The sequence below is a fragment of the Paenibacillus sp. FSL L8-0663 genome (assembly GCF_038008125.1).
Lineage (GTDB): Bacteria > Bacillota > Bacilli > Paenibacillales > Paenibacillaceae > Paenibacillus > Paenibacillus polymyxa_D.
This window is the reverse complement of sequence record NZ_JBBOYM010000001.1, coordinates 304,126-322,860: the sequence shown is the minus strand read 5'-3', so window position 1 is coordinate 322,860 and position 18,735 is coordinate 304,126. Positions and strand designations below refer to the sequence as shown.

Annotated in this window: 19 protein-coding genes; 8 read left to right on the top strand and 11 right to left on the bottom strand. The window is 46.2% G+C overall.

Annotation, left to right across the window (positions count from 1 at the left end; genetic code table 11):
* Positions 1-11: 11 nt before the first annotated feature.
* Positions 12-1,208, bottom strand: a complete 1,197-nt coding sequence (locus MKY75_RS01380; RefSeq protein WP_029516873.1) for an MFS transporter — start codon at positions 1,206-1,208, stop codon at positions 12-14.
* A gap of 189 nt (positions 1,209-1,397) precedes the next feature.
* On the opposite strand from MKY75_RS01380, the gene MKY75_RS01375 reads away from it, so the two are divergent.
* Entirely contained in the window at positions 1,398-1,763 is a 366-nt protein-coding gene (locus MKY75_RS01375) for a winged helix-turn-helix transcriptional regulator (RefSeq protein WP_013368959.1), read from the top strand.
* 78 nt (positions 1,764-1,841) lie between these two features.
* On the opposite strand, the gene adhP is transcribed toward MKY75_RS01375, so the two are convergent.
* Positions 1,842-2,858, bottom strand: coding sequence for an alcohol dehydrogenase AdhP (gene adhP, locus MKY75_RS01370; protein WP_318628177.1), 1,017 nt, complete (start codon positions 2,856-2,858; stop codon positions 1,842-1,844).
* 217 nt (positions 2,859-3,075) lie between these two features.
* Between adhP and MKY75_RS01365 the strand changes: the two genes are divergently transcribed.
* Positions 3,076-3,912 carry a carbonic anhydrase gene (locus MKY75_RS01365; RefSeq protein ID WP_069010134.1) on the top strand — a complete coding sequence of 279 codons (837 nt, stop codon included), beginning with the start codon at positions 3,076-3,078 and terminating at the stop codon, positions 3,910-3,912.
* Positions 3,913-4,023: 111 nt separating this feature from the next.
* On the opposite strand, the gene MKY75_RS01360 is transcribed toward MKY75_RS01365, so the two are convergent.
* Positions 4,024-5,310 (bottom strand): Gfo/Idh/MocA family protein, encoded by a 1,287-nt coding sequence (locus MKY75_RS01360; protein WP_029516876.1) that lies wholly within the window; start codon positions 5,308-5,310, stop codon positions 4,024-4,026.
* 138 nt (positions 5,311-5,448) lie between these two features.
* On the opposite strand from MKY75_RS01360, the gene MKY75_RS01355 reads away from it, so the two are divergent.
* The 4 genes from MKY75_RS01355 to MKY75_RS01340 all read left to right on the top strand — a co-directional run bounded on the left by MKY75_RS01355 (position 5,449) and on the right by MKY75_RS01340 (position 9,911).
* Positions 5,449-6,285 (top strand): helix-turn-helix transcriptional regulator, encoded by an 837-nt coding sequence (locus MKY75_RS01355; RefSeq protein ID WP_340884083.1) that lies wholly within the window; start codon positions 5,449-5,451, stop codon positions 6,283-6,285.
* A gap of 491 nt (positions 6,286-6,776) precedes the next feature.
* A complete protein-coding gene (locus MKY75_RS01350; RefSeq protein WP_322252986.1) occupies positions 6,777-7,472 on the top strand; it encodes a response regulator transcription factor in 696 nt (231 codons plus the stop codon).
* Position 7,473: 1 nt separating this feature from the next.
* Positions 7,474-8,529: a HAMP domain-containing sensor histidine kinase gene (locus MKY75_RS01345; RefSeq protein ID WP_340884081.1), complete on the top strand. Its 1,056-nt coding sequence runs from the start codon at positions 7,474-7,476 to the stop codon at positions 8,527-8,529.
* Between the two features lie 221 nt (positions 8,530-8,750).
* Positions 8,751-9,911: an alpha/beta hydrolase family protein gene (locus tag MKY75_RS01340; protein WP_340884078.1), complete on the top strand. Its 1,161-nt coding sequence runs from the start codon at positions 8,751-8,753 to the stop codon at positions 9,909-9,911.
* Between the two features lie 282 nt (positions 9,912-10,193).
* Here the strand turns inward: MKY75_RS01340 and MKY75_RS01335 are convergent, their stop codons facing one another.
* The 4 genes from MKY75_RS01335 to MKY75_RS01320 all read right to left on the bottom strand — a co-directional run bounded on the left by MKY75_RS01335 (position 10,194) and on the right by MKY75_RS01320 (position 13,646).
* Entirely contained in the window at positions 10,194-10,343 is a 150-nt protein-coding gene (locus tag MKY75_RS01335; RefSeq protein ID WP_322252990.1) for a hypothetical protein, read from the bottom strand.
* A gap of 38 nt (positions 10,344-10,381) precedes the next feature.
* Entirely contained in the window at positions 10,382-11,680 is a 1,299-nt protein-coding gene (locus MKY75_RS01330) for an ABC transporter substrate-binding protein (protein ID WP_318628171.1), read from the bottom strand.
* Between the two features lie 249 nt (positions 11,681-11,929).
* On the bottom strand, positions 11,930-12,487 hold the full coding sequence (locus tag MKY75_RS01325; protein WP_340884076.1) for a GNAT family N-acetyltransferase: 558 nt from the start codon (positions 12,485-12,487) through the stop codon (positions 11,930-11,932).
* A gap of 115 nt (positions 12,488-12,602) precedes the next feature.
* Positions 12,603-13,646 (bottom strand): iron ABC transporter permease, encoded by a 1,044-nt coding sequence (locus MKY75_RS01320; RefSeq protein WP_165149259.1) that lies wholly within the window; start codon positions 13,644-13,646, stop codon positions 12,603-12,605.
* A 118-nt stretch (positions 13,647-13,764) separates the two neighbouring features.
* Between MKY75_RS01320 and MKY75_RS01315 the strand changes: the two genes are divergently transcribed.
* Both MKY75_RS01315 and MKY75_RS01310 read left to right on the top strand, forming a co-directional pair.
* Positions 13,765-14,640: a S16 family serine protease gene (locus MKY75_RS01315; RefSeq protein ID WP_340884075.1), complete on the top strand. Its 876-nt coding sequence runs from the start codon at positions 13,765-13,767 to the stop codon at positions 14,638-14,640.
* Positions 14,633-15,247, top strand: a complete 615-nt coding sequence (locus MKY75_RS01310; protein WP_340884072.1) for a hypothetical protein — start codon at positions 14,633-14,635, stop codon at positions 15,245-15,247. The genes MKY75_RS01315 and MKY75_RS01310 overlap by 8 nt, the downstream gene beginning before the upstream one ends.
* A gap of 69 nt (positions 15,248-15,316) precedes the next feature.
* Here MKY75_RS01310 and MKY75_RS01305 read toward each other — a convergent pair whose 3' ends face one another.
* From MKY75_RS01305 to MKY75_RS01290, 4 genes are all read right to left on the bottom strand, one after another.
* A complete protein-coding gene (locus MKY75_RS01305; protein WP_029516885.1) occupies positions 15,317-15,772 on the bottom strand; it encodes a hypothetical protein in 456 nt (151 codons plus the stop codon).
* Between the two features lie 49 nt (positions 15,773-15,821).
* Positions 15,822-16,790: an ABC transporter ATP-binding protein gene (locus tag MKY75_RS01300; protein ID WP_340884069.1), complete on the bottom strand. Its 969-nt coding sequence runs from the start codon at positions 16,788-16,790 to the stop codon at positions 15,822-15,824.
* The gene (locus MKY75_RS01295) at positions 16,777-17,814 is read right to left on the bottom strand and encodes an ABC transporter ATP-binding protein (protein ID WP_340884067.1); all 1,038 of its coding nucleotides are present in this window, start codon (positions 17,812-17,814) and stop codon (positions 16,777-16,779) included. Before MKY75_RS01295 ends, MKY75_RS01300 begins: the two co-directional genes overlap by 14 nt.
* Before the next feature lie 75 nt (positions 17,815-17,889).
* The gene (locus MKY75_RS01290; protein ID WP_029516888.1) at positions 17,890-18,735 is read right to left on the bottom strand and encodes an ABC transporter permease; all 846 of its coding nucleotides are present in this window, start codon (positions 18,733-18,735) and stop codon (positions 17,890-17,892) included.

Below are 18,735 nucleotides of genomic sequence, written 5' to 3'. Positions count from 1 at the left end.
TTTTAAAAGCTTTAACCTGTAATGGTAGTTGTATCCCTTTTTTCGAGCATACGACTCCAGCCTGTGAGCAGGACCGCAACGAAAACCATAATGCTCCCGATCCAGGCTGTATGAATGAGACCGAGTGAATCCGTTACAATCCCGCCTACATAAGCTCCGATGGCTATCCCTGCGTTGAAAGCAGCAATATTAACAGCAGAGGCAACATCGACAGCTTTGGGTGCAAACCGTTCGGCTAACATGACTACATATACCTGTAACCCGGGCACGTTCATAAACGCAAGCAATCCCATAAAGAAGATCGTAATCAGTCCTGCCGTTTTAAAAGGTGCCGTGAACAACAGGAGAAAAAGGATCACTGCTTGAATCAGAAACATGTAAAACAAAGCTGAAAGCGGCTTACGGTTTGCTGCTTTTCCGCCAATGACATTCCCGATGGCAATCGCAATTCCATACAGCAAAAGAATAAACGTTACCGTACTTTGCTGAAATCCGGTTATGTCGTGGAGTAATGGAGATAAATAAGTAAACACCACAAATGTGCCTCCATACCCCAAAGCTGTAATGATAAATGCAAGTAGCAAGCGACCATTGGTAACCAGTTTGACCTGCTCGCGGAAAGGAGTCTTGTTCCCTTTGCGCAGTGTAGATGGCAGCAGAATCAGATTGGCGATGAGTGCCACTACACCGACGACCACAATCGCCATAAATGCAGCCCGCCAACCCCATTGCTGCCCAATATAGGTACCCAAAGGTACACCTGTGACTGTGGCTACGGTCAACCCGGAGAACATAATGGAAATCGCACTCGCTCGACGATCATCCGGCACAAGATCGGCCGCGATGGTGGAACCGATGGACATGAACACCCCATGGGCGAACGCCGAGATCACACGTGCAATCAGCAGCAAGGCAATTCCACTAGAGACCGCAGCAAGGCTGTTACCTGCAATAAATATAATCATGATCCACAGCAGCAACGTTTTACGGGGAACACTTGATGTTAATGAGGTCAAGACAGGTGCCCCGATGGTAACTCCTAATGCATACAGCGTTACAGTTAGTGCGGACATCGTTACAGATATGTGCAAGTCTTCAGCAATGAGGGGAAGCAGTCCCACGCTGATGAACTCAGTTGTCCCAATCGCAAAGGCGCTTACGGCTAGAGCCAGTAATGGCCATATACTTCCTTTTGATTCTGGCGACATGTTTTTCCCTCCTATCTATAGAAATCTTCAACCAACAGATGTTATTATGAGTTATTCAAGCAATTATGAACAGTACGTACTTTTTAGTGATATAGGTACCAAAAAGTACCCTAAATAAAGTTCTTTTTGATTAAAACAGGCTGTTAAGGTATGTATAACAGAAAAGCGATACACATGGAGGGATCGGCATTGGGGAAGAAAAAATACAATATCTCTGTTGAGGCGACGTTAGAGGTGATCGGGGGGAAGTGGAAATGCGTGATTTTGTGTCATTTGACACATGGAAAGATGCGGACAAGCGAATTAAAACGGATGATGCCTTCCATAACACAAAAAATGCTGACTCAGCAGCTTCGTGAATTAGAGGAAGACGGCATTGTCAATCGGATTAGCTATAATCAGGTTCCACCCAAAGTGGAGTACGAGCTTAGTGAATATGGATGTAGTCTGAAAAGCATTTTAGATTCTCTTTGTGCCTGGGGAGAAAGACATATCATCAAAGAATATGGGGATAAATCTGCGGTTTTGGAAGATAACATTCTGAATAAGCTGTAAAGCCAAAAAGAGCGCCTGCAATACATCAGCAGGCGCTTCCTCTCTCTGAATTCCAAGGGTTACCAATTCGATTTCATTTTATTTTGTGAAATCAATGACCATGCGCCCTTGGATTTTGCCATGCTCCATCTCCTCGAAGATCTCATTAATGTCTTCGAGCGGACGTTTTTGTACAAGAGGGACGACTTTACCTTCTGCAGCGAACTGGAACGCTTCTTTAAGGTCTTCACGAGTGCCGACCAAGGAGCCAATAACTTGAATGCCGTCCAGAACCAGACGAGGAATGTCCAGATCCATCTTATCGGTTGGAAGACCTACAGCTACAACACGCGCGCCAGCTTTTACAACGTCGATGGCCTGGTTGAAAGGTGTTTTGGCAACAGCAGTAACTACGGTTGCATCCAGACCAGAACCGTTTGTTAACTCCTTGGCTCGGGCGACCGGATCTTCTTTCATACTGTTAACGGTATAGTCAGCACCAATTTGTTTGGCCAGTTCTAGTTTTTCATCACTGATATCAAAGGCTACAACTTTAGCATTGAATACATTTTTGGCATATTGCACCGCCAGGTTACCCAAGCCGCCAATGCCGAAGATACCGATCCATTGGCCTGGTTTGATTTCACTTACTTTAACTGCTTTATATGTTGTAACCCCTGCACAAGTTACACTACTTGCAGCGGCAGGATCAAGACTATCTGGTACCTTGACCGCGTAGTCAGCTGTGACAATACATTGCTCTGCCATTGCACCGTCTACCGTATATCCGGCATTTTTAACTTCACGACACAGCGTTTCCCGCCCAGTTAGGCAATATTCACAATGACCGCAGCTTTCGAACATCCAGGCAATACTTACGCGATCACCAATTTTAAGACTGGTTACTCCTTCACCTAATTCAATGACTTTTCCAATACCTTCATGCCCTAGAACTCTGCCTGTGACATCACCGAAATCTGCATTTTTCACATGTAAATCTGTGTGGCAAACTCCGCAGTATTCAACTTGGACTAACGCTTCTCCATGCTTCAAGGAACGCAAAGGTCTCTCTTCTATACTGACTTTCTTGTCTTTTGTAACAATTGCTGCTTTCATGTAGATCTCTCCTTTAAATAGATATGGAATTATTTTGTAATGTACACTCATTATTATAGTAATTTTTGCCCAAAAAGGACAAATATAAATCTAACTTAAAACTATTTAATCCAAAAACGCTTCTTTCTAAGTCCTTGGACCCTTGTAGGAACTTTGTACAATAATTTACAATGTAAAAAGTTTCACATATTCTATTTTGGAAGAAGGATAAAGAAACATGAAAAAAAACTGGAAAGGTTGCCTGTTCAGCATATTTGCCATTATCTTGGCTGTATCGGTAACAGGATGCAATTCACAGCCCGCCATTTCTAGTACCACTAGCACTTCATCCTCATCAGTTAACAACGCTCATGCAGTTGTTCAGAAAGGCCCACACTGGTCCTATGAAGGAGATCAGGGACCGGAACATTGGGGAGAGCTGGAAAAAGATTTTGTTGCTTGTGGTAACGGCCACGAACAATCTCCTGTCAATATAGAGCATACCCATCTGGAAGCATCGCAAACACAGCAACCGCTGCAAGTTCATTACACTAAAACGAAAGCATCCATTTTGAATAATGGGCACACTGTGCAAATCAATGTTGCCGATGCCAGCAATAACATCATGCTGGACGGTACTAAATTCACTTTAAAGCAGTTTCACTTTCACCACCCGAGCGAACATCAAATTGATGGTAAAAATGCTGAAATGGAGCTTCATTTTGTCCATCAAAGCGACAACGGAAGCACAGCTGTCTTAGGGGTCCTTATCCAAAGTGGCAAAGAAAACAAGGCTTTCAACCGCATTTGGTCCAAACTGCCGAAGGATATTTCCCAAGAAGCGGCTCTGGATGAAGAAATAAATCTCGCTGCGCTGCTGCCAAAAGACCTGCACTCCGTTCGCTACAACGGATCGCTGACTACCCCGCCATGCACAGAACATGTAAATTGGACAGTGCTGGAGCAGCCTATTGAATTGTCCGCAGACCAAATCAACCAGTTTGCTGCCATTTTCCCCGATAACCATCGTCCTGTACAACAACTGGGAACCCGGGAACTGACTGCTGATAAATAATAAAATAAAGTGCCGTAAGATGTAAGGTGCATTCTATATTTGAATACCAAAATAAGACCCCTCTGTTCAATCTAGTTAGAGGGGTCTTTTCGGTATTAAATTTACTACTCATTACAAGCGCACCAGTTCCTCCACCTTCACTGGCTGACCTGTACGCATAGAGCGGTTGGCGGCGATGCCAGTTAAAATGGACCATGCACCGTCGATATGTGAGGCCGCACGATGAAACCGATCCTCTGCCGGCTTATCAAAAATATCCCGCAGCATAACTGGATCTCCTCCGCCATGACCACCTACGCCTTCTTCTACCTCGACCTCATAAGGTGCTGCAAAGTGGGGATAGATGGTGATAGTCTTCTCTTTGAGCGCACCCTCATCTGCCTTGCTGCCACCGGAATTAACATAGGATTGCTCGGATACCCGAACCTCCATCCGTCCCTTCGTGCCATTAAATACGATGATAAAGCCCTCCCAAGGCATATAAGCATTCAGTGAATAGTTCATCACCGTCTTGTTCTGATACTTCACCATGACACTCAGCGTGTCTTCTATGCTGATATTGTCGCCAAATACGCTTTGATCCCGCACATAGCCATCCTCATGCTCAGCATCCAGATACATACTTTTTAGATGCTCATTACGGTCCAGGTGTAGCGCAAAGGGGTCATTCTCCGCTGCCTTGCTGCCGTAAGCCCGTTGATAAAACTCCGTCACGCCACGCTGCTCCGCATTTTCCCGGCCGTAAAATTTCAGATCTCCCATCGCATACACCGTCTCCGGTTTCGAGCCAAGCCAGAAGTTCATCAGATCAAAATGATGCGTCGATTTATGCACTAGCAGACCACCGCTATTGCGCTTGTCACGGTGCCACCGACGGAAATAATCTGCGCCATGCTGTGTATTCAGCAACCACTCGAAATTGACTGACAGCACCTCTCCGAGCGTTCCGTCCATAATAATCTCGCGGATTTTCGTATTATGCGGCGCATAGCGGTAGTTAAAGGTGACGCGCAGCTTCCGTCCCGTGCGGTCTATGGCATCCAGAATGTCTTGGCATTTGTCCTCATCCACCGTCATCGGCTTCTCAGAAATGACATCACAGCCCAGCTCCATCGCCCGAATAATATACCGATGATGCACCCGGTCAATGGTCGTGACAATGACGATATCCGGCTTCGTTTCCGCGATCATCCGATCAAACTCGTGTGCTTTATAGGTCGCAATCGGCTCATGCTCGTATTTCTCCTGTAACAGCTGATTGGCATAATCCATTCTCGTCTGATTGACGTCACAGAACGCGATCAGCTCCGAGGTATCTTTGAAAACGGTAACAACTTCACCGTAAAAAAATTCGGCTCTTCCTCCGGTACCCACAAGTGCATATTTGATTTTAGCCAATTGGTTCACACCCTTTACATGAATTGCTTTTATTTTATAGTATAAGAAAGAGCGAAATCTTCGCTTTTATTATGATTTTTCCCGTAAAATATACATATATTATCCTTATGTAATCTTTCATTAAAGGAGACTATCGCTATGATCGCTACCCCCCGCTTTGCCATCGAGCAAGCGCTGCGGACGGTGCCATTCAGCATGTCCGCCGACCATGTCCACCAAGCGCACGAAATCTATTATTTGCTGGCAGGAGAGCGCTACTACTACATTAATCAGCGGGTATACGCGCTCCAGAAGGGCGATCTGATTTTGATCAGCAAACATGATTTCCACCGTACGAGTAACAAGGGTAGCGGTAGCCATGAACGGATTTTGATTAACTTTGATGAAGAATTTGCAGCCTCGTCAATGACTGTCTCTCCCTCCAGCGATCAGAACCAGCCTCTTCTGCCAGAAAAAAGCTTTCTGCTTCGCCCCTCCGCGGAAGAACAATGCGAGCTGGAGCATCTATTCCAGCAAATGCTGGATGAATACTACCAAGAACATGCCTACCGCCAACTATATCTCCAAAGCTTGCTACTCCAGCTCCTTATCCGCATCCGACGCATACAATCAGCCACTGCCGATACCATTGCACCGGAACGTAGCGAAAAGCAGCAACGCGTGTACTCAGTCATTGCATACCTGCATGCTCATTATGCCGAGAGCCTGTCGCTAAATCAGCTGGCTGAGCATTTTTATATTAGCAGCACGTATTTGTGCCGTATTTTCAAGCAGACAACAGGTTTTACCTTAGTAGAATATCTTCAGGATGTGCGGGTCCAGCAGGCTCGTGTGTACTTGAGAGAAACAAACTGGAAAGTGACTTCCATTGCTGAAAAAACGGGTTTTGACAGCATTGCTCACTTTGGTCGTGTATTCAAGCTTCTTACCGGGCACACCCCGCTACAGTACCGAAAAAAATACAAAAAGGAGTAGCCATACGAAAAATCGGCATCTCCTGTTCCAAAGGTTCTCGGAGTTTTAAAACCCGAAGGGTTGGTGTAATCCAAAATGTGCGTTACATCTCCCTTTACATTACGATAATAGCTGTTACTATAGAGCCATGATCCCTTACTGATTTCAATCAGTAAGGGATTTGGAGCGGAATACCCATTTGAGGTATACCATGTTTCATGATCTTCCCATTTGAGTCCTATCAAAGTCATGTGGAGTGCGTAGCTCGGATGGACTTTATCGGAAAAGGCTGAAAACCAAAACTTGTGATGGTTTTCAGCCTTTTCACACCGCCTTTTGATTAGACACACTCCCGGACATTACGTCAAAAGCTATATGCAGGTCTTCAAGCTGGAATATGTGCATAGCTCGACCGCAGAGACGCTTTGAACGCTACTTTTTTCAATGCGAGAGGATCATGCGGCTCTTGTTTTATAAATTCAGTCCACTTAAAGCGGCTGGGAGGTATAAATATGCTAAAAACGATATTAGTTGTAGACGACGATGAAGAAATCGTAAAACTCATCACAAAGAGTTTAAGATACGAGCAATTTGCAATAATTTCGGCATATTCTGGGAAAGAAGCCTTATCCGCATTGGAAGAAAATCACATTGATTTCATCGTTCTTGATATAGTGATGCCTGATATGGATGGACTTGATGTCTGCAGAAGTATCCGAAACTCTTATAATGTTCCAATTTTGTTTTTAAGTGCGCGTGATAAGGACATTGATAAAATCGTCGGGCTCGAAATAGGAGCAGACGATTACATGACCAAACCTTTCAGTATTCAGGAGCTTGTCTCCAGGATAAAGGCTCACTTCAGAAAAGTGGACAGGCTTTTTAAAGAGTGGGATGAACTTAGTCCCAGTAACGAAAAGGCGGATTCTCCGCTCATTTTGAACGATAAGACGTTTGAAGCATTCCTGAATAGCAGGAAGCTCGACTTATCAACGAAGGAATTTCAGATTCTGTCTATCCTCATGCGCCACCCCAATAATGTATTGACTCGTGAGCAGATATATGAAAACGTCTGGGGAGACGAATACGGAGAAATAAATACCGTAACGGTTCATATAAAAAATATCCGTAAGAAACTTGGTCCTGAATATGACTTTATTAAAACAATATGGGGCATAGGATATAAATACACGGAAAGAGAGCAATAGTATGAAACTGAAAATAAAGCTTCCTCTTTTGTTCCTGCTGATGTTAATAACATTCATGTTTTCTATTGGAATGTACCTGAAGCTTGTCTTTGCAGTATATTCCCCTATACGCAGTTCATTGCTGGACTCGCGATATATAGCATTGCTCCTGCCCATATTTGCAATTGCCTGTTTCATATTTATTATTCTAATTATCTATATTCATTTTTGCATAGAGAAACCCATTCAGCTTCTGAATACCAGGCTTGAAGAAGTAAATATTGTACATCCACTGCCTCCGCTAGCTCTGAGAAGTAATGACGAGATCGGAGAACTTTATAAACACTTCAATAAGATGGAGCACCGGCTTCAACTCGCGCACAAAGAGCAGATCGATATGATCGCGGCAATTGCCCACGACTTGAAAACACCCTTGACATCTATTAATGGTTTTACTGAACTGCTGGCTACGCACAAGGATTTACCAGAAACTGAAAAGCAGGAATATTATGATTTGATTCAAAAGAAGTCAGGATATATGGTTGAACTCATCAATGATTTTTCCAGCTTCACCAAAGAAAAACTGGAGTTGGAATCTATGGTAGCTACACCTGTAAAAGCATCAAAATTATTTGAAAACATTGCCCTTGAATATGAGTATGAGTTGGCAGGACTTGACAACGAGCTTACTTGCCGCCATTCATTTACGGAAAATATATTGCTGATGGTCAATGAACCGATGATACGTCGGGTTTTCGGTAACCTCTTTAGCAATGCTGTAAGATATGGAGGGAAAAATAAGCTGAAAGTGTATATGACCGGATACCCGCTAGGACAGTATGCCTTTTTTCAAATCGAGGATAATGGAATTGGAGTGCCGGAAAAGGATATATCTTCTCTGTTCCTCAAATTTTTCACTGTGGATAAATCGCGGCAAATCCAAAAGGGCGGACTGGGGCTGGGGCTTGCAAGCTGTAAATCCATTATTGAACATCATAGGGGCGAAATTTGCGCCTACCCTTCCGAATATGGCGGTTTGGGGATAAGATTCAGCCTTCCCTTGGCTGCACAACACTGATTTTATTTGTGCACATTTTCTTTTACTACAGGAGTTAAAGGCTACTGCCAGCTGTGAACACCCAGGCAGCAGCCTTTTTTGTTTTTTCAGCGGTTTATAGTTTTTTATATTCTCTTTACAAACATTTATTTTTCTTTTAACGAAGCTTTATCTTTGTGTTGTAAAAATTACTTGTAGTAAAAAAACTACAATCACTAGAACTGGAAAAGGAGGATGTTACAATGTCAATTGAGTTCAGCCGTTGGCCCAATCACTACATGATGTCATACCAAGTCACCAAAGCTTTAGGTATGGCAAGCCTCGGTGCTACGGACGTCACCGAGATCTACGAGGCCTGCAAAAAAATCGACCCCGATGACAAGGACACGTGGCACAGGGAATGGCTCATAACGGCTCAGGCATTGGAAAGACACGGCAAGGAGGCCGAAACGGCTGGAAACTGGTATACAGCACGAAACTGCTACATTCGTGCCTGCAATTACTACAGAATTGCGGAATATTCGGTGATGGATGATGACACCGAGAAAATCCGTGTATTTAAGAAAGTAAATGAACTCTTCGAAGCTGCCGGAAAGTACTTCGATGTCCAACCGGAGAAGATCCAAATCGATTACGAAGATGTCAAGCTGGATGGTTACTTCTTCTCCCCTTCCTGGATAAAAGGTCCGAAGCCGACCCTTTTTGCTCTCAACGGTGGCGACGAGTGGTCCATTGAAAACTATTTCTGGCTAGGTCCCGCTTTTATTTCGTGTGGATATAACTTTCTGGTCTATGACCAGCCTGGCACCGGCCTCTCGCTGTACGAAAAGGGAAAAGGAAGACGAGCGGACAGTGAGGCTTTCCATTCCCGAGCAATCGACTTTCTTCTAACGCGGCCGGAAGTCGATCCCGATAAGATTATCGTGCACGGTGAGAGTTTTGCAGCTTACGACTCTTTGCGATTCGCTTCGTTCGATCACAGGATTGCTGCCGTCATCTCCGACGGCGGTACGCACGCCTTTGATTGGGATGCAATGCTTAAATGGATGCCATCGAGTCTGGCCGCACATGGCATGAGAATTCTGGGGGCAAAAAGCTTGGAGGACTTTGCGGGTAATCCGCGTTTTGCCTATGATCTTGAGGGCGTGCTCCACCAGATAGAATGTCCGCTTCTTGTAATGCACGGAGCGGAAGAGGTATTGGTTCAGCCAAATCCGCTGACACAAGCCTTGAAAAATTATGAGCAAGCGGGTTCGAAAAACAAGACGTTCTTCCCGATAGAGGATAGACGACTTGGCGGATTAGAACACTGTCAGGTAGACAACATCAACGTGCTGCATGAGGTAGCGCTGAATTGGCTCTGCTCAATTGGGCTTGGGCCAGCCGCACCTCGCCCTGAGTGATTGCCAAGACGTCATAACGTAAAAGTCTATTTCACTCGCATTCTCCTTTCGTAGTTTTGAATATGAGTCAATCGTTTCTTCTGTTGTGTCTAGATTAACAAATAGTACAGAAGAAACTTCAATGGACTGGCGTAGATAGTATGTTGATGACGTAAACAGCATGAAATACGAGTACATTTCCGTCCGGACAACTAAAAGAGGGTGTCGCAAATCAGCTGTAAATTAGCTGTTTCGCGGCACCCTCCATTCATTTGGGCATGCCTCTCTGATGATTCATAATATTCACGGCAATACATCATCTGAGTATACCTCAAGCAGGTTATTAATATAATTTCTGCTCACGGGAAGATTGGTAATCTCATGACCATTAAAAATATCGACGTTCCTTGCTTGTTTATAAGGCCCCCACAGCGCTTGATGCTTTTTCTGCATCTGGTCACCTTCCTCCCCGGCCACGGGTCATCCCGTGCCTACTTGACCGCCTTGGATATGATCTGATTCAACTTTTCAATGGTTGCCGCAGCATCCTGCTTGCCCAAGAACATCAGGTCGATGGTCTCCGTGATATCCGAGTTCAACCCCGGCACCTGAGCATCATAGGCCAATGCAGATCCATGAGCATGCCCTATGTTACGTCCCTCGGTCAAATAGCTTGAATGCTCAATGGTCGCCTTTTTCATAATGCTCTCATCTGCGGCAGCAAGCGTACCCATGGCATTCCCACCTTCAACCAGCCGCGCCTCCTGCCCCTTCACAGAGACGTAGAATGCTGCCAGCTTCATGGCCTCTTGCACATGCGGACTATTTTTATTTACAGCTACATAGGCAACCGGAATGGCAACGGGCTCATTCTTTCCGCTATTGGATGGCCAGTAGATATAATCAAAGTCGAGGCTTTTATTTTGATTAAACAAGGGCTCCAGCCATCTTCCCGCCGCCAGCATACCGACTTGATTGGACATGAACATCGCGTCAGCCCCTTGCCCTTTGGGAAGTGATCCGAGATATACGGCATTTCCCCTTTTCACCATATCGTACATAAAACTGAAGGCTTCCTTGCCCTTTTCATTGTGGTCCAGCACATATTTGCCTTGTTCATCAAAAATCTGACCGCCATTCGACCACACCCATGAATACCAGTGAGCCCACCAGTTTTCCGCAATATAACCCTGTTTTCCGGCTGCCTTCAGCTTGGAAGTAGCCTCCTCAAAGGCATCCCAGTTCCACTTGCCTTCGTCATAGTATTCTTGCGGCGTCTTCACGCCTGCTTCCTTGAATACCTTTTTGTTGTAATACATGACCATCGGGTTTGAGTCGGGAGTGACCCCATAGATTTCCCCATCACGCTTTGCCGGTCCCCACAATCCTTCTGGAAAATCCTCAGCCTTCACATCACTTGCATCACTTTTTAAAAACTCACCCAAAGGCTGTACCTGCTTCGCCCCGATCAAACGCGCAATCGTCGGTTCATACGAATAAAACACATCCGGTCCGCGACTTCCCTGAAGCTGTGTCAACAGCTTTTGCTCATATTGGTCTCCCGGTACAGGCACCAGCTTAACCTCGATATTCGGGTTTTCCTTTTCAAATGCATCGAGTGCCCGCTGATACACCTTTACCTCCGCAGGATTACCCCAAACCTGCATCGTAAGCCGCACTTTCTGCCCGTCTGTGTTCTCTATTTTGGGAGAGGTACTGCATGCCGCTGCAAGTAAAAACAGAACGATGAGGAAAAATCCAATCTTTATCCAGCTCATGTAATCGTCCACTTTAACCGCCTCCTGTAGCTTCACTTGGTTGTATGCCTTCCTATTTTAAAACGCTTACAAAACTTCCCTATCATCATATGTAGAAGGGTGAGACACGATATCCCCATTTTCATTTTCATATAAATTTTCTCTTTTGGAGGACTCTGATATGACAGCGATCAAGGGAAAGTAAAGGCTGTACAACAAAAAAAGAAGAATGCAGATCACCTGCTTCCTTCTTTCGTATTCCTTGAGCTATAATTCAGTTTTCTAAATCTTTATTAGCATCTTTTCAAAAGTATTATAGCCGTTCGTTTCGCCTATATACGTATAACCGCATTGTCTGTAAAACTCGCTAAGCTTGTCATTGCCCGCAATACAGTCTAAACGGATTCGATCCTTGCCTGTAAAGTGGATACCTTGTTCAATCCATTGCATCAGCTCACGGCCTAGACCCTTCCCGGTGCTATCGCGATCCACAACCAAACGATGCAGATATACTGAGGTTCCTCCCTCAGAATCCGTTTCGTCTAATCCCCACAACTTACAGTCCCATGCACTGGGCTGCTGCTGCAAGATCACTGCGCCTGCCAAGCCATGATCCTCTGATGCTCGGAAAATAATCACTTCTCCACGTGCAATAGCGCCGCCCAGGTTGTGATCATCTTTTCCTTTTAGTAAGCGTCCCCATTGCGTAGAGCCTTTGCTGTGCAGCCACCTGGCCGTCTTCAAAATTAACTCCTGCACCTCAGCCTGATCTTCAGCACTTGCTTGAAAAGCCATTAATCCTGGTTTGACGGATGATTCGACAATATTCATTGATGTCATGCTGCACCTCAACTCTCAAATTTTCCTTATGTATAAAATATAGCATAAAAAATGAGCGTCTGATGATCTGGCGGAGCACCTATGATAACAGTGCCAGTGGTCTGGCAAATGTCGTTCAGAATCTACTGCTTTCAAGCAGAGAGCTTCTTTTCCATTCTCTCCACACCATAAAGATCAAAAAGGGTATGCCGATACAGGCCAGTACTGGGGTTACGGGAAACCCAACCGGCTCGTTGATTCTAGCGGAAATGACTTTGGCCAGCATTAACAGACCGCCCCCCCAAAAGACGGAGCCCAAAATGAGAAGCCGTGGACGGTTTCCGATCATACAACGCATGAAATAAGGCACAATAAGTCCTATATATCCGATGGTACCACATGCCCACACAGTAACGGCGGTCAACACAATCGCAAATGGAAGGTATAACGGACTTAGCTGCTTGGGGAATGCAAACACAGATCCCGCAACGAGAATTGTAAGCAATGCAAGCCAAAACGTGAATGATCCTTCTCTTATTCCCCAACCTCCCTGAGAGATTGCCCACTCTTGCTGATATCCTCCATATTCTCCAAGTAACATAATAAATCCCGACGCTGAACGAAGGACAACATCAATAATGAAACCAATTATGAATAAATGAACTCCCGCAGACCGTCCTCGAATGAAACGGATTTTATTCAATGTAAATACAATGAATCCCCCAAATACTGCTCCTGCAATACAAAGAGCCATACTACCAAAGGAATCTATGTCCATCCCAAGTAAAAGGACAACACATAGCCCTACCATTGCCCCAGGCATAAGTCCGGTTAAGGTTGGTGATGCAAAGCGATTAGCTGTTCGTAATTGTAAAAGAGTGCCTGAAACAGCCAGACATCCACCAAGCAACAACATATCCAATGCAAATGGCATACGAATTTGATATACAACTTCCTTTAATGTGGGATCGGGATTTGAAGAAAAAAGCACTTCCAATACCTCTGTATAGCTGATAGGAAATATACCCGTGATTAGCGTTAGAAACAAACCAAGGATCAATAAAGCAAATCCTGTAAACAACGTCAAAACAATTCTTCGTGGGCGTAGTGGAGCTGCGTTCGGCTCAGCGGTGATCGTCCCACCTCCACATTCACCCACATGTATTTCTTGTTCACTCATCAGATTTAAAAGATCCCCTTTCCTCATTTACCATAAAATATGAATACTACTATACTCTTATCGGTCATTTATGGTGAAAAATGTAACCTTTCTAATCTTTTCAACCGATGATATCCGTATGAGAACAGTTGGAAAGGTTGTGAATGAGGTGCCAAGCCGTAATCCATATCTCCTCAAAAAGATATTTGGCATGAACAAAGAACGTATACTCATTTTCGCGCTGCTGCTGATCCCGGCTATCGCCGCCTTTATTGGAACACGGCCTATGCCTGCACAGTATATTTTGCAAGGAGAAATGCATCCGGTCAAAGATCTTGGCGTTCAGGGAAGCGTGTTTTTTTCGTCTGTTCAAACGGGTATTGCTAACAATCTCCTGGAGCGTTGGAATGTATATTCCAGTGAAAATGTATCCGGGGGTGCGATTAAGTTTGAACCCATTGCCCCTGATGAAGTGGACTCTTATTTGAAGGACCTTTCAGAGACGGACACGCTAAAATATTCTGCTATGCAAGCTGTACATGCAGCGACGGAATTAAGTGTTGACAGCGAAACAGGTGGTGATTCAACACCTTTCTCGAATCTTAGCAAATTGGAAGATGCTCGCTATGCGGAGCTATTGACTCATTTGCAGGATCTTGCAGGGAATTCCTCGGGTCTGATGACAGGCATCGGACTGTATGAGGAAGCCAATAACATCGACTTTTCAGATGGCGGACGTCACAAAATTGCAGGCACTGGCACGATGGAAGAATACGGAGATGTTGGATCGGTCGGTGGGCTGGAGCAAAAGCTGCTGGGAGCCGAGGCGGCAAAGGTTGATCTATTTTTCGTACCGGCAGATTATGAATGGTATGGGGAGGAAGGCAACGAAGCAGAGGCTGCCCGAGTCCAAAAGGAACATGGACTCAAGCTGCGCATTATCCCCGTAGAAACACTGGAGGATGCTATCGTGTATTTGAAGCAACTAGACTGGGAGGAAGTACATCTTGAATGAATCAGATTCCAAAGCATTTCCATCCAAGACAGCTGGCAGCGTACACCAAGCCTTGCTAGCGGTGGGCACTATAGGTGAATTTATTATCCTTATTTTTACGTTAGTGTATATTTACGCAAATGATTTTTATTATGATCATCTATACGAATTGGAGCAAAAATTTACAGTCTTTAGCTTTGTTCTGTACTACATGTGTTTTGTAACCTATCTGATCTGGCTAGTTCAAGTACATAAAGCCATCCGGCAAAAACATTCCGATTATCCGATTCGTACCGTGGGAGCCATTGCGCGCATGATTCCTTTTATTAACTTGTGGGGATTCTCCAATACATTCACCCATATTTATAGGTACTTTGCGCTCCACCCCGAATTGGAGCGTAAAGCTCGTTATATTCAAAAGATGATTGTTCCGCTATATTTTGTCTGGTTTGGTGAAGGAATTATTAACCGGATTCTTATCTTACATTTCTCCCAAATGGAATCGATGTCCATGTTGTTGGGAGCTATTATGCAAACCACCAGAATGGCCTTCTTTTACTGCATGACACGAATCATTCACAATAGTCTGGTTATGCTGAGTAAAAAAGATGAAGAAGGATTGCAATAAAAAAACGAGCTGGCCTCCACGTCAGCTCGTTTCAATTTCTGGTAAAGTATATTACTTCATCCCCAGGATTTAATGCGTCTGTGAAGCAGGTACAATTCGGTATAATCCTGAAGTCTCGCCCTCCGCGGGACGTACTTCCTGGATGACCCAGCCTAATGAAAGTACCCGTTCTAGCCGATCATACTCAGCCTTCGTCAGTTCGGATGTAACGGCTTCGCTTCCTTCCTCCAGTGACAGCTCAGGCTCCCGCCCGAACGCAACGGCAATCCACGAACGAATGCCCCGGATCGTATTGTACTTGATCTGATATCCGTCCGTTACCGCGCTGACAAACACCTCCGGCTCTTGGGACGCCAGCCCAGTGACAAGCTCTGTATAATCAAAATCGGATGGTCCGTCCGTTGGCAGCTCATTTTGCTGCACCCGACGGATTAATTCCTCTTGGGACCAGCCTAAAGAGCGTAATGATTCCAGCAAGAGCGCGTCCCATTGGGAAATACGTACTCTTTTCGTCGATTCAGTCATCGTTTTTTGCCTCCTTTGGGTCATGCACATCGTACAACCGATCTTAACCCTAACGGTTAACCGGGTATGCTACATAATGGCCGGGACTGATTTCTCTCAGCTCGGTTGCACTGTTGTTATCCTTGTCCCATACTAATGAACCGTCTGGTTGGGCCAAGCTTCCCCCCAGTCCCTCCCGCTCTCCGACTGCTCTCGGATCAGGCACAGGGATGGAGGACAGCAGCGCCTGCGTATAAGGGTGAGCGGGCTGCTCATATAATTCATCTGCATCGGCTACTTCTACCAGTCGGCCATGGTACATCACACCGATTCGGTCTGAAATATGCCGCACCATCGACAAGTCATGGGCGATGAACAGGTACGTCAGCCCGAACTCCTGCTGGAGATCCTCCAGCGTGTTAATGACCTGCGCCTGGATGGACACATCGAGTGCCGAAATCGGCTCGTCACAGACGATGAACTCTGGGTTCACAGACAGGGCACGAGCGATGGAAATCCGCTGGCGTTGTCCGCCGCTAAATTCATGCGAATAGCGGTACAGATGCTCTCGCTTCAGCCCTACCTTCTCCAGTAAAGCCACTACGGCATCCTTACGCTCACTCCCCTGATGCAATCTGTGAATATCCATCGGCTCACCGATCAGATCAAGCACGTTCATACCCGGATTAAGAGAGGAATATGGGTCTTGAAAAATGCTCTGAATGCGCCGACGCAGCGGCTTGAGCTGTTTATCGTTCAGCTTGGAAATATCCTGGCCGTCAAAGCGTACCGTACCTTCTGTATAATCGTATAACCGTGTCAGACAGCGTCCAACCGTTGATTTGCCACTACCTGACTCACCGACCAGTCCGAACGTCTCGCCACGCTTGATTTGAAAGCTTACGCCATCCACCGCCTTGAGCACCTCAGAGCTACGCCCTAACAAATCCTTTGCGGTCACAAAATGCTTCTTAAGCTGGTGTACCTCTACCAAGGGCTGATGCTCGCCCAATACATTATGTGCTTCACTCAAGGTCATTCCCCTCCTCTGCACGGCCCGCTTCGGGCGTCTCATGGGCTCCGGCAGGCACAGCGTCCGGATCGTTCAACCAGCAGGCTGCTCGCTGATCCGGGCGCAGCTCTACCATCGGCGGCCGCTCCACACAGCGGGCAAACGCATGCGGGCACCGTTCCATGAACGGACAGCCCGATGGCGGGTTCAGCAGGTCCGGCGGCGTGCCCTCAATCGGCACCAGCCGCTCTCGGAAGCCGTTCGTACGCTGGGGCACAGAACGCAGCAGGCCCTGCGTATACGGATGACCCGGACGATAGAAGATGTCGTCCACGCGCCCCTCCTCCATCACCATACCGCCGTACATGACGATGACACGGCTACACACCTGGGCGACGACGCCCAGGTCATGGGTGATCAGAGCAATCGACATGTCGGACTGCTGCTTCAACGTCTTGAGCAGCTCCAAGATTTGCGCCTGAATCGTCACGTCCAGCGCTGTAGTCGGCTCATCTGCAATCAGCAGCTCCGGGCTGCACGAGAGCGCCATGGCAATCATCACCCGCTGGCGCATCCCGCCGCTGAATTGATGCGGGTATTGGTTCATTCGGCGCTCCGGCTCGGTAATGCCTACTTGTCGCAGCAGTTCTACAGCTGCTTGCGTAGCCGCTTCCTTGCTCAGTCCTCGATGTCTGCGAATCACCTCGATCAGGTGATAGCCAACCTTTTTGACCGGATTCAGCGAGGTCATCGGGTCCTGAAAGACCATCGCAATCTGGTTTCCACGTATTTTGCGCCATTGCTTTTCCGTCAGAGCGGTCAGACTTTGTCCCCGATAACGGATATCGCCGTTCAGCCGCTTGCCCGGCGGGGCAATCATCGACATGATCGCTTTCGCTGTCACACTTTTGCCGCTGCCGGATTCTCCTACGATTCCTACCGTTTCTCCAGCATCAATATGAAAACTAACCCCTCGAACTGCCTGATTCTCCCCCTCACGAGTGAAAAACGAGACCTCCAGCTGTTCGACGGACAGTAGATGTTCTGTCATTGTGTTTTCGCTCCTTCCTGTCGCTCCTGGAGCCATTTGTAATGGGCCTGTACTATGAATCTATGAAACTATAAATCATCGTTTTACTAATTTGGGTTCAAAGCCTACACGCAGCACATCTCCCAAAACATTAAAGCTCAACACAGTCAGTAAAATAAGCAAACCCGGGAATAATGCCATATATGGGGCCTGTGCAATATATCCTTGGGCATTATTCAGCATACTGCCCCACGTAGCGTTCGGCAGTTGAACACCAAAGCCGAGAAAGCTCAGTGACGATTCCATCATAATCGCTGAAGCGATATTGTTCGTCGCCCCTACGATAATTACCGGAATCAGATTCGGTACAATGTGCTTCATAATAATACCAAACGTACTTTGTCCCGAGGCTTTGGCGTATAGTACATACTCCCGTTCACGCAACGTCATTGTCTCTGCCCGCACCACCCGGGCAATGTTCATCCACATGAGCAAGGCGATAATGACAATGATATTGCCGACGCCCGGCTTCAAAAACACACTTAGCAGCAAAATAACCAAGAAAGACGGAATCGACATGATCAGCTCCAAAACCCGCATAAGCAGATTGTCGATCCATCCTCCAATATACCCGCTCACAATACCTACCACTGCACCAATACTGGTCGCAATAATCATGGACGCGAAGCCTACCAGCAATGATACACGTCCGCCGTACAGTGCTCTTGTAAAATAGTCCCGCCCATAATCATCCGTTCCAAACCAGTGTGCCGCTCCCGGTGGTTGGAGACGCTCCAGCACGTTCAACTTATTCGGGTCCTGCGGCGATAAAAATGCGAAAATCGCCCCTAACGAGAATACGATCAATAGTATGAGGGCGACGGCGCCCATTTTGCTCGTCATCAGCTCAATCCCGATGTTGCGCCATTTGCTCCGATTCAT

What these genes read in the sequence shown, in the direction of transcription:
- MKY75_RS01380 (WP_029516873.1), bottom strand. Translation starts at nt 1,208, where the DNA reads ATGTCGCCAGAATCAAAAGGAAGTATATGGCCATTACTGGCTCTAGCC.
- adhP (WP_318628177.1), bottom strand. Translation starts at nt 2,858, where the DNA reads ATGAAAGCAGCAATTGTTACAAAAGACAAGAAAGTCAGTATAGAAGAG.
- MKY75_RS01365 (WP_069010134.1), top strand. Translation starts at nt 3,076, where the DNA reads ATGAAAAAAAACTGGAAAGGTTGCCTGTTCAGCATATTTGCCATTATC.
- MKY75_RS01355 (WP_340884083.1), top strand. Translation starts at nt 5,449, where the DNA reads ATGATCGCTACCCCCCGCTTTGCCATCGAGCAAGCGCTGCGGACGGTG.
- MKY75_RS01350 (WP_322252986.1), top strand. Translation starts at nt 6,777, where the DNA reads ATGCTAAAAACGATATTAGTTGTAGACGACGATGAAGAAATCGTAAAA.
- MKY75_RS01345 (WP_340884081.1), top strand. Translation starts at nt 7,474, where the DNA reads ATGAAACTGAAAATAAAGCTTCCTCTTTTGTTCCTGCTGATGTTAATA.
- MKY75_RS01340 (WP_340884078.1), top strand. Translation starts at nt 8,751, where the DNA reads ATGTCAATTGAGTTCAGCCGTTGGCCCAATCACTACATGATGTCATAC.
- MKY75_RS01335 (WP_322252990.1), bottom strand. Translation starts at nt 10,343, where the DNA reads ATGCAGAAAAAGCATCAAGCGCTGTGGGGGCCTTATAAACAAGCAAGG.
- MKY75_RS01325 (WP_340884076.1), bottom strand. Translation starts at nt 12,487, where the DNA reads ATGACATCAATGAATATTGTCGAATCATCCGTCAAACCAGGATTAATG.
- MKY75_RS01320 (WP_165149259.1), bottom strand. Translation starts at nt 13,646, where the DNA reads ATGAGTGAACAAGAAATACATGTGGGTGAATGTGGAGGTGGGACGATC.
- MKY75_RS01315 (WP_340884075.1), top strand. Translation starts at nt 13,765, where the DNA reads ATGAGAACAGTTGGAAAGGTTGTGAATGAGGTGCCAAGCCGTAATCCA.
- MKY75_RS01305 (WP_029516885.1), bottom strand. Translation starts at nt 15,772, where the DNA reads ATGACTGAATCGACGAAAAGAGTACGTATTTCCCAATGGGACGCGCTC.
- MKY75_RS01300 (WP_340884069.1), bottom strand. Translation starts at nt 16,790, where the DNA reads ATGACCTTGAGTGAAGCACATAATGTATTGGGCGAGCATCAGCCCTTG.
- MKY75_RS01295 (WP_340884067.1), bottom strand. Translation starts at nt 17,814, where the DNA reads ATGACAGAACATCTACTGTCCGTCGAACAGCTGGAGGTCTCGTTTTTC.
- MKY75_RS01290 (WP_029516888.1), bottom strand. Translation starts at nt 18,735, where the DNA reads ATGAATCGGAGCAAATGGCGCAACATCGGGATTGAGCTGATGACGAGC.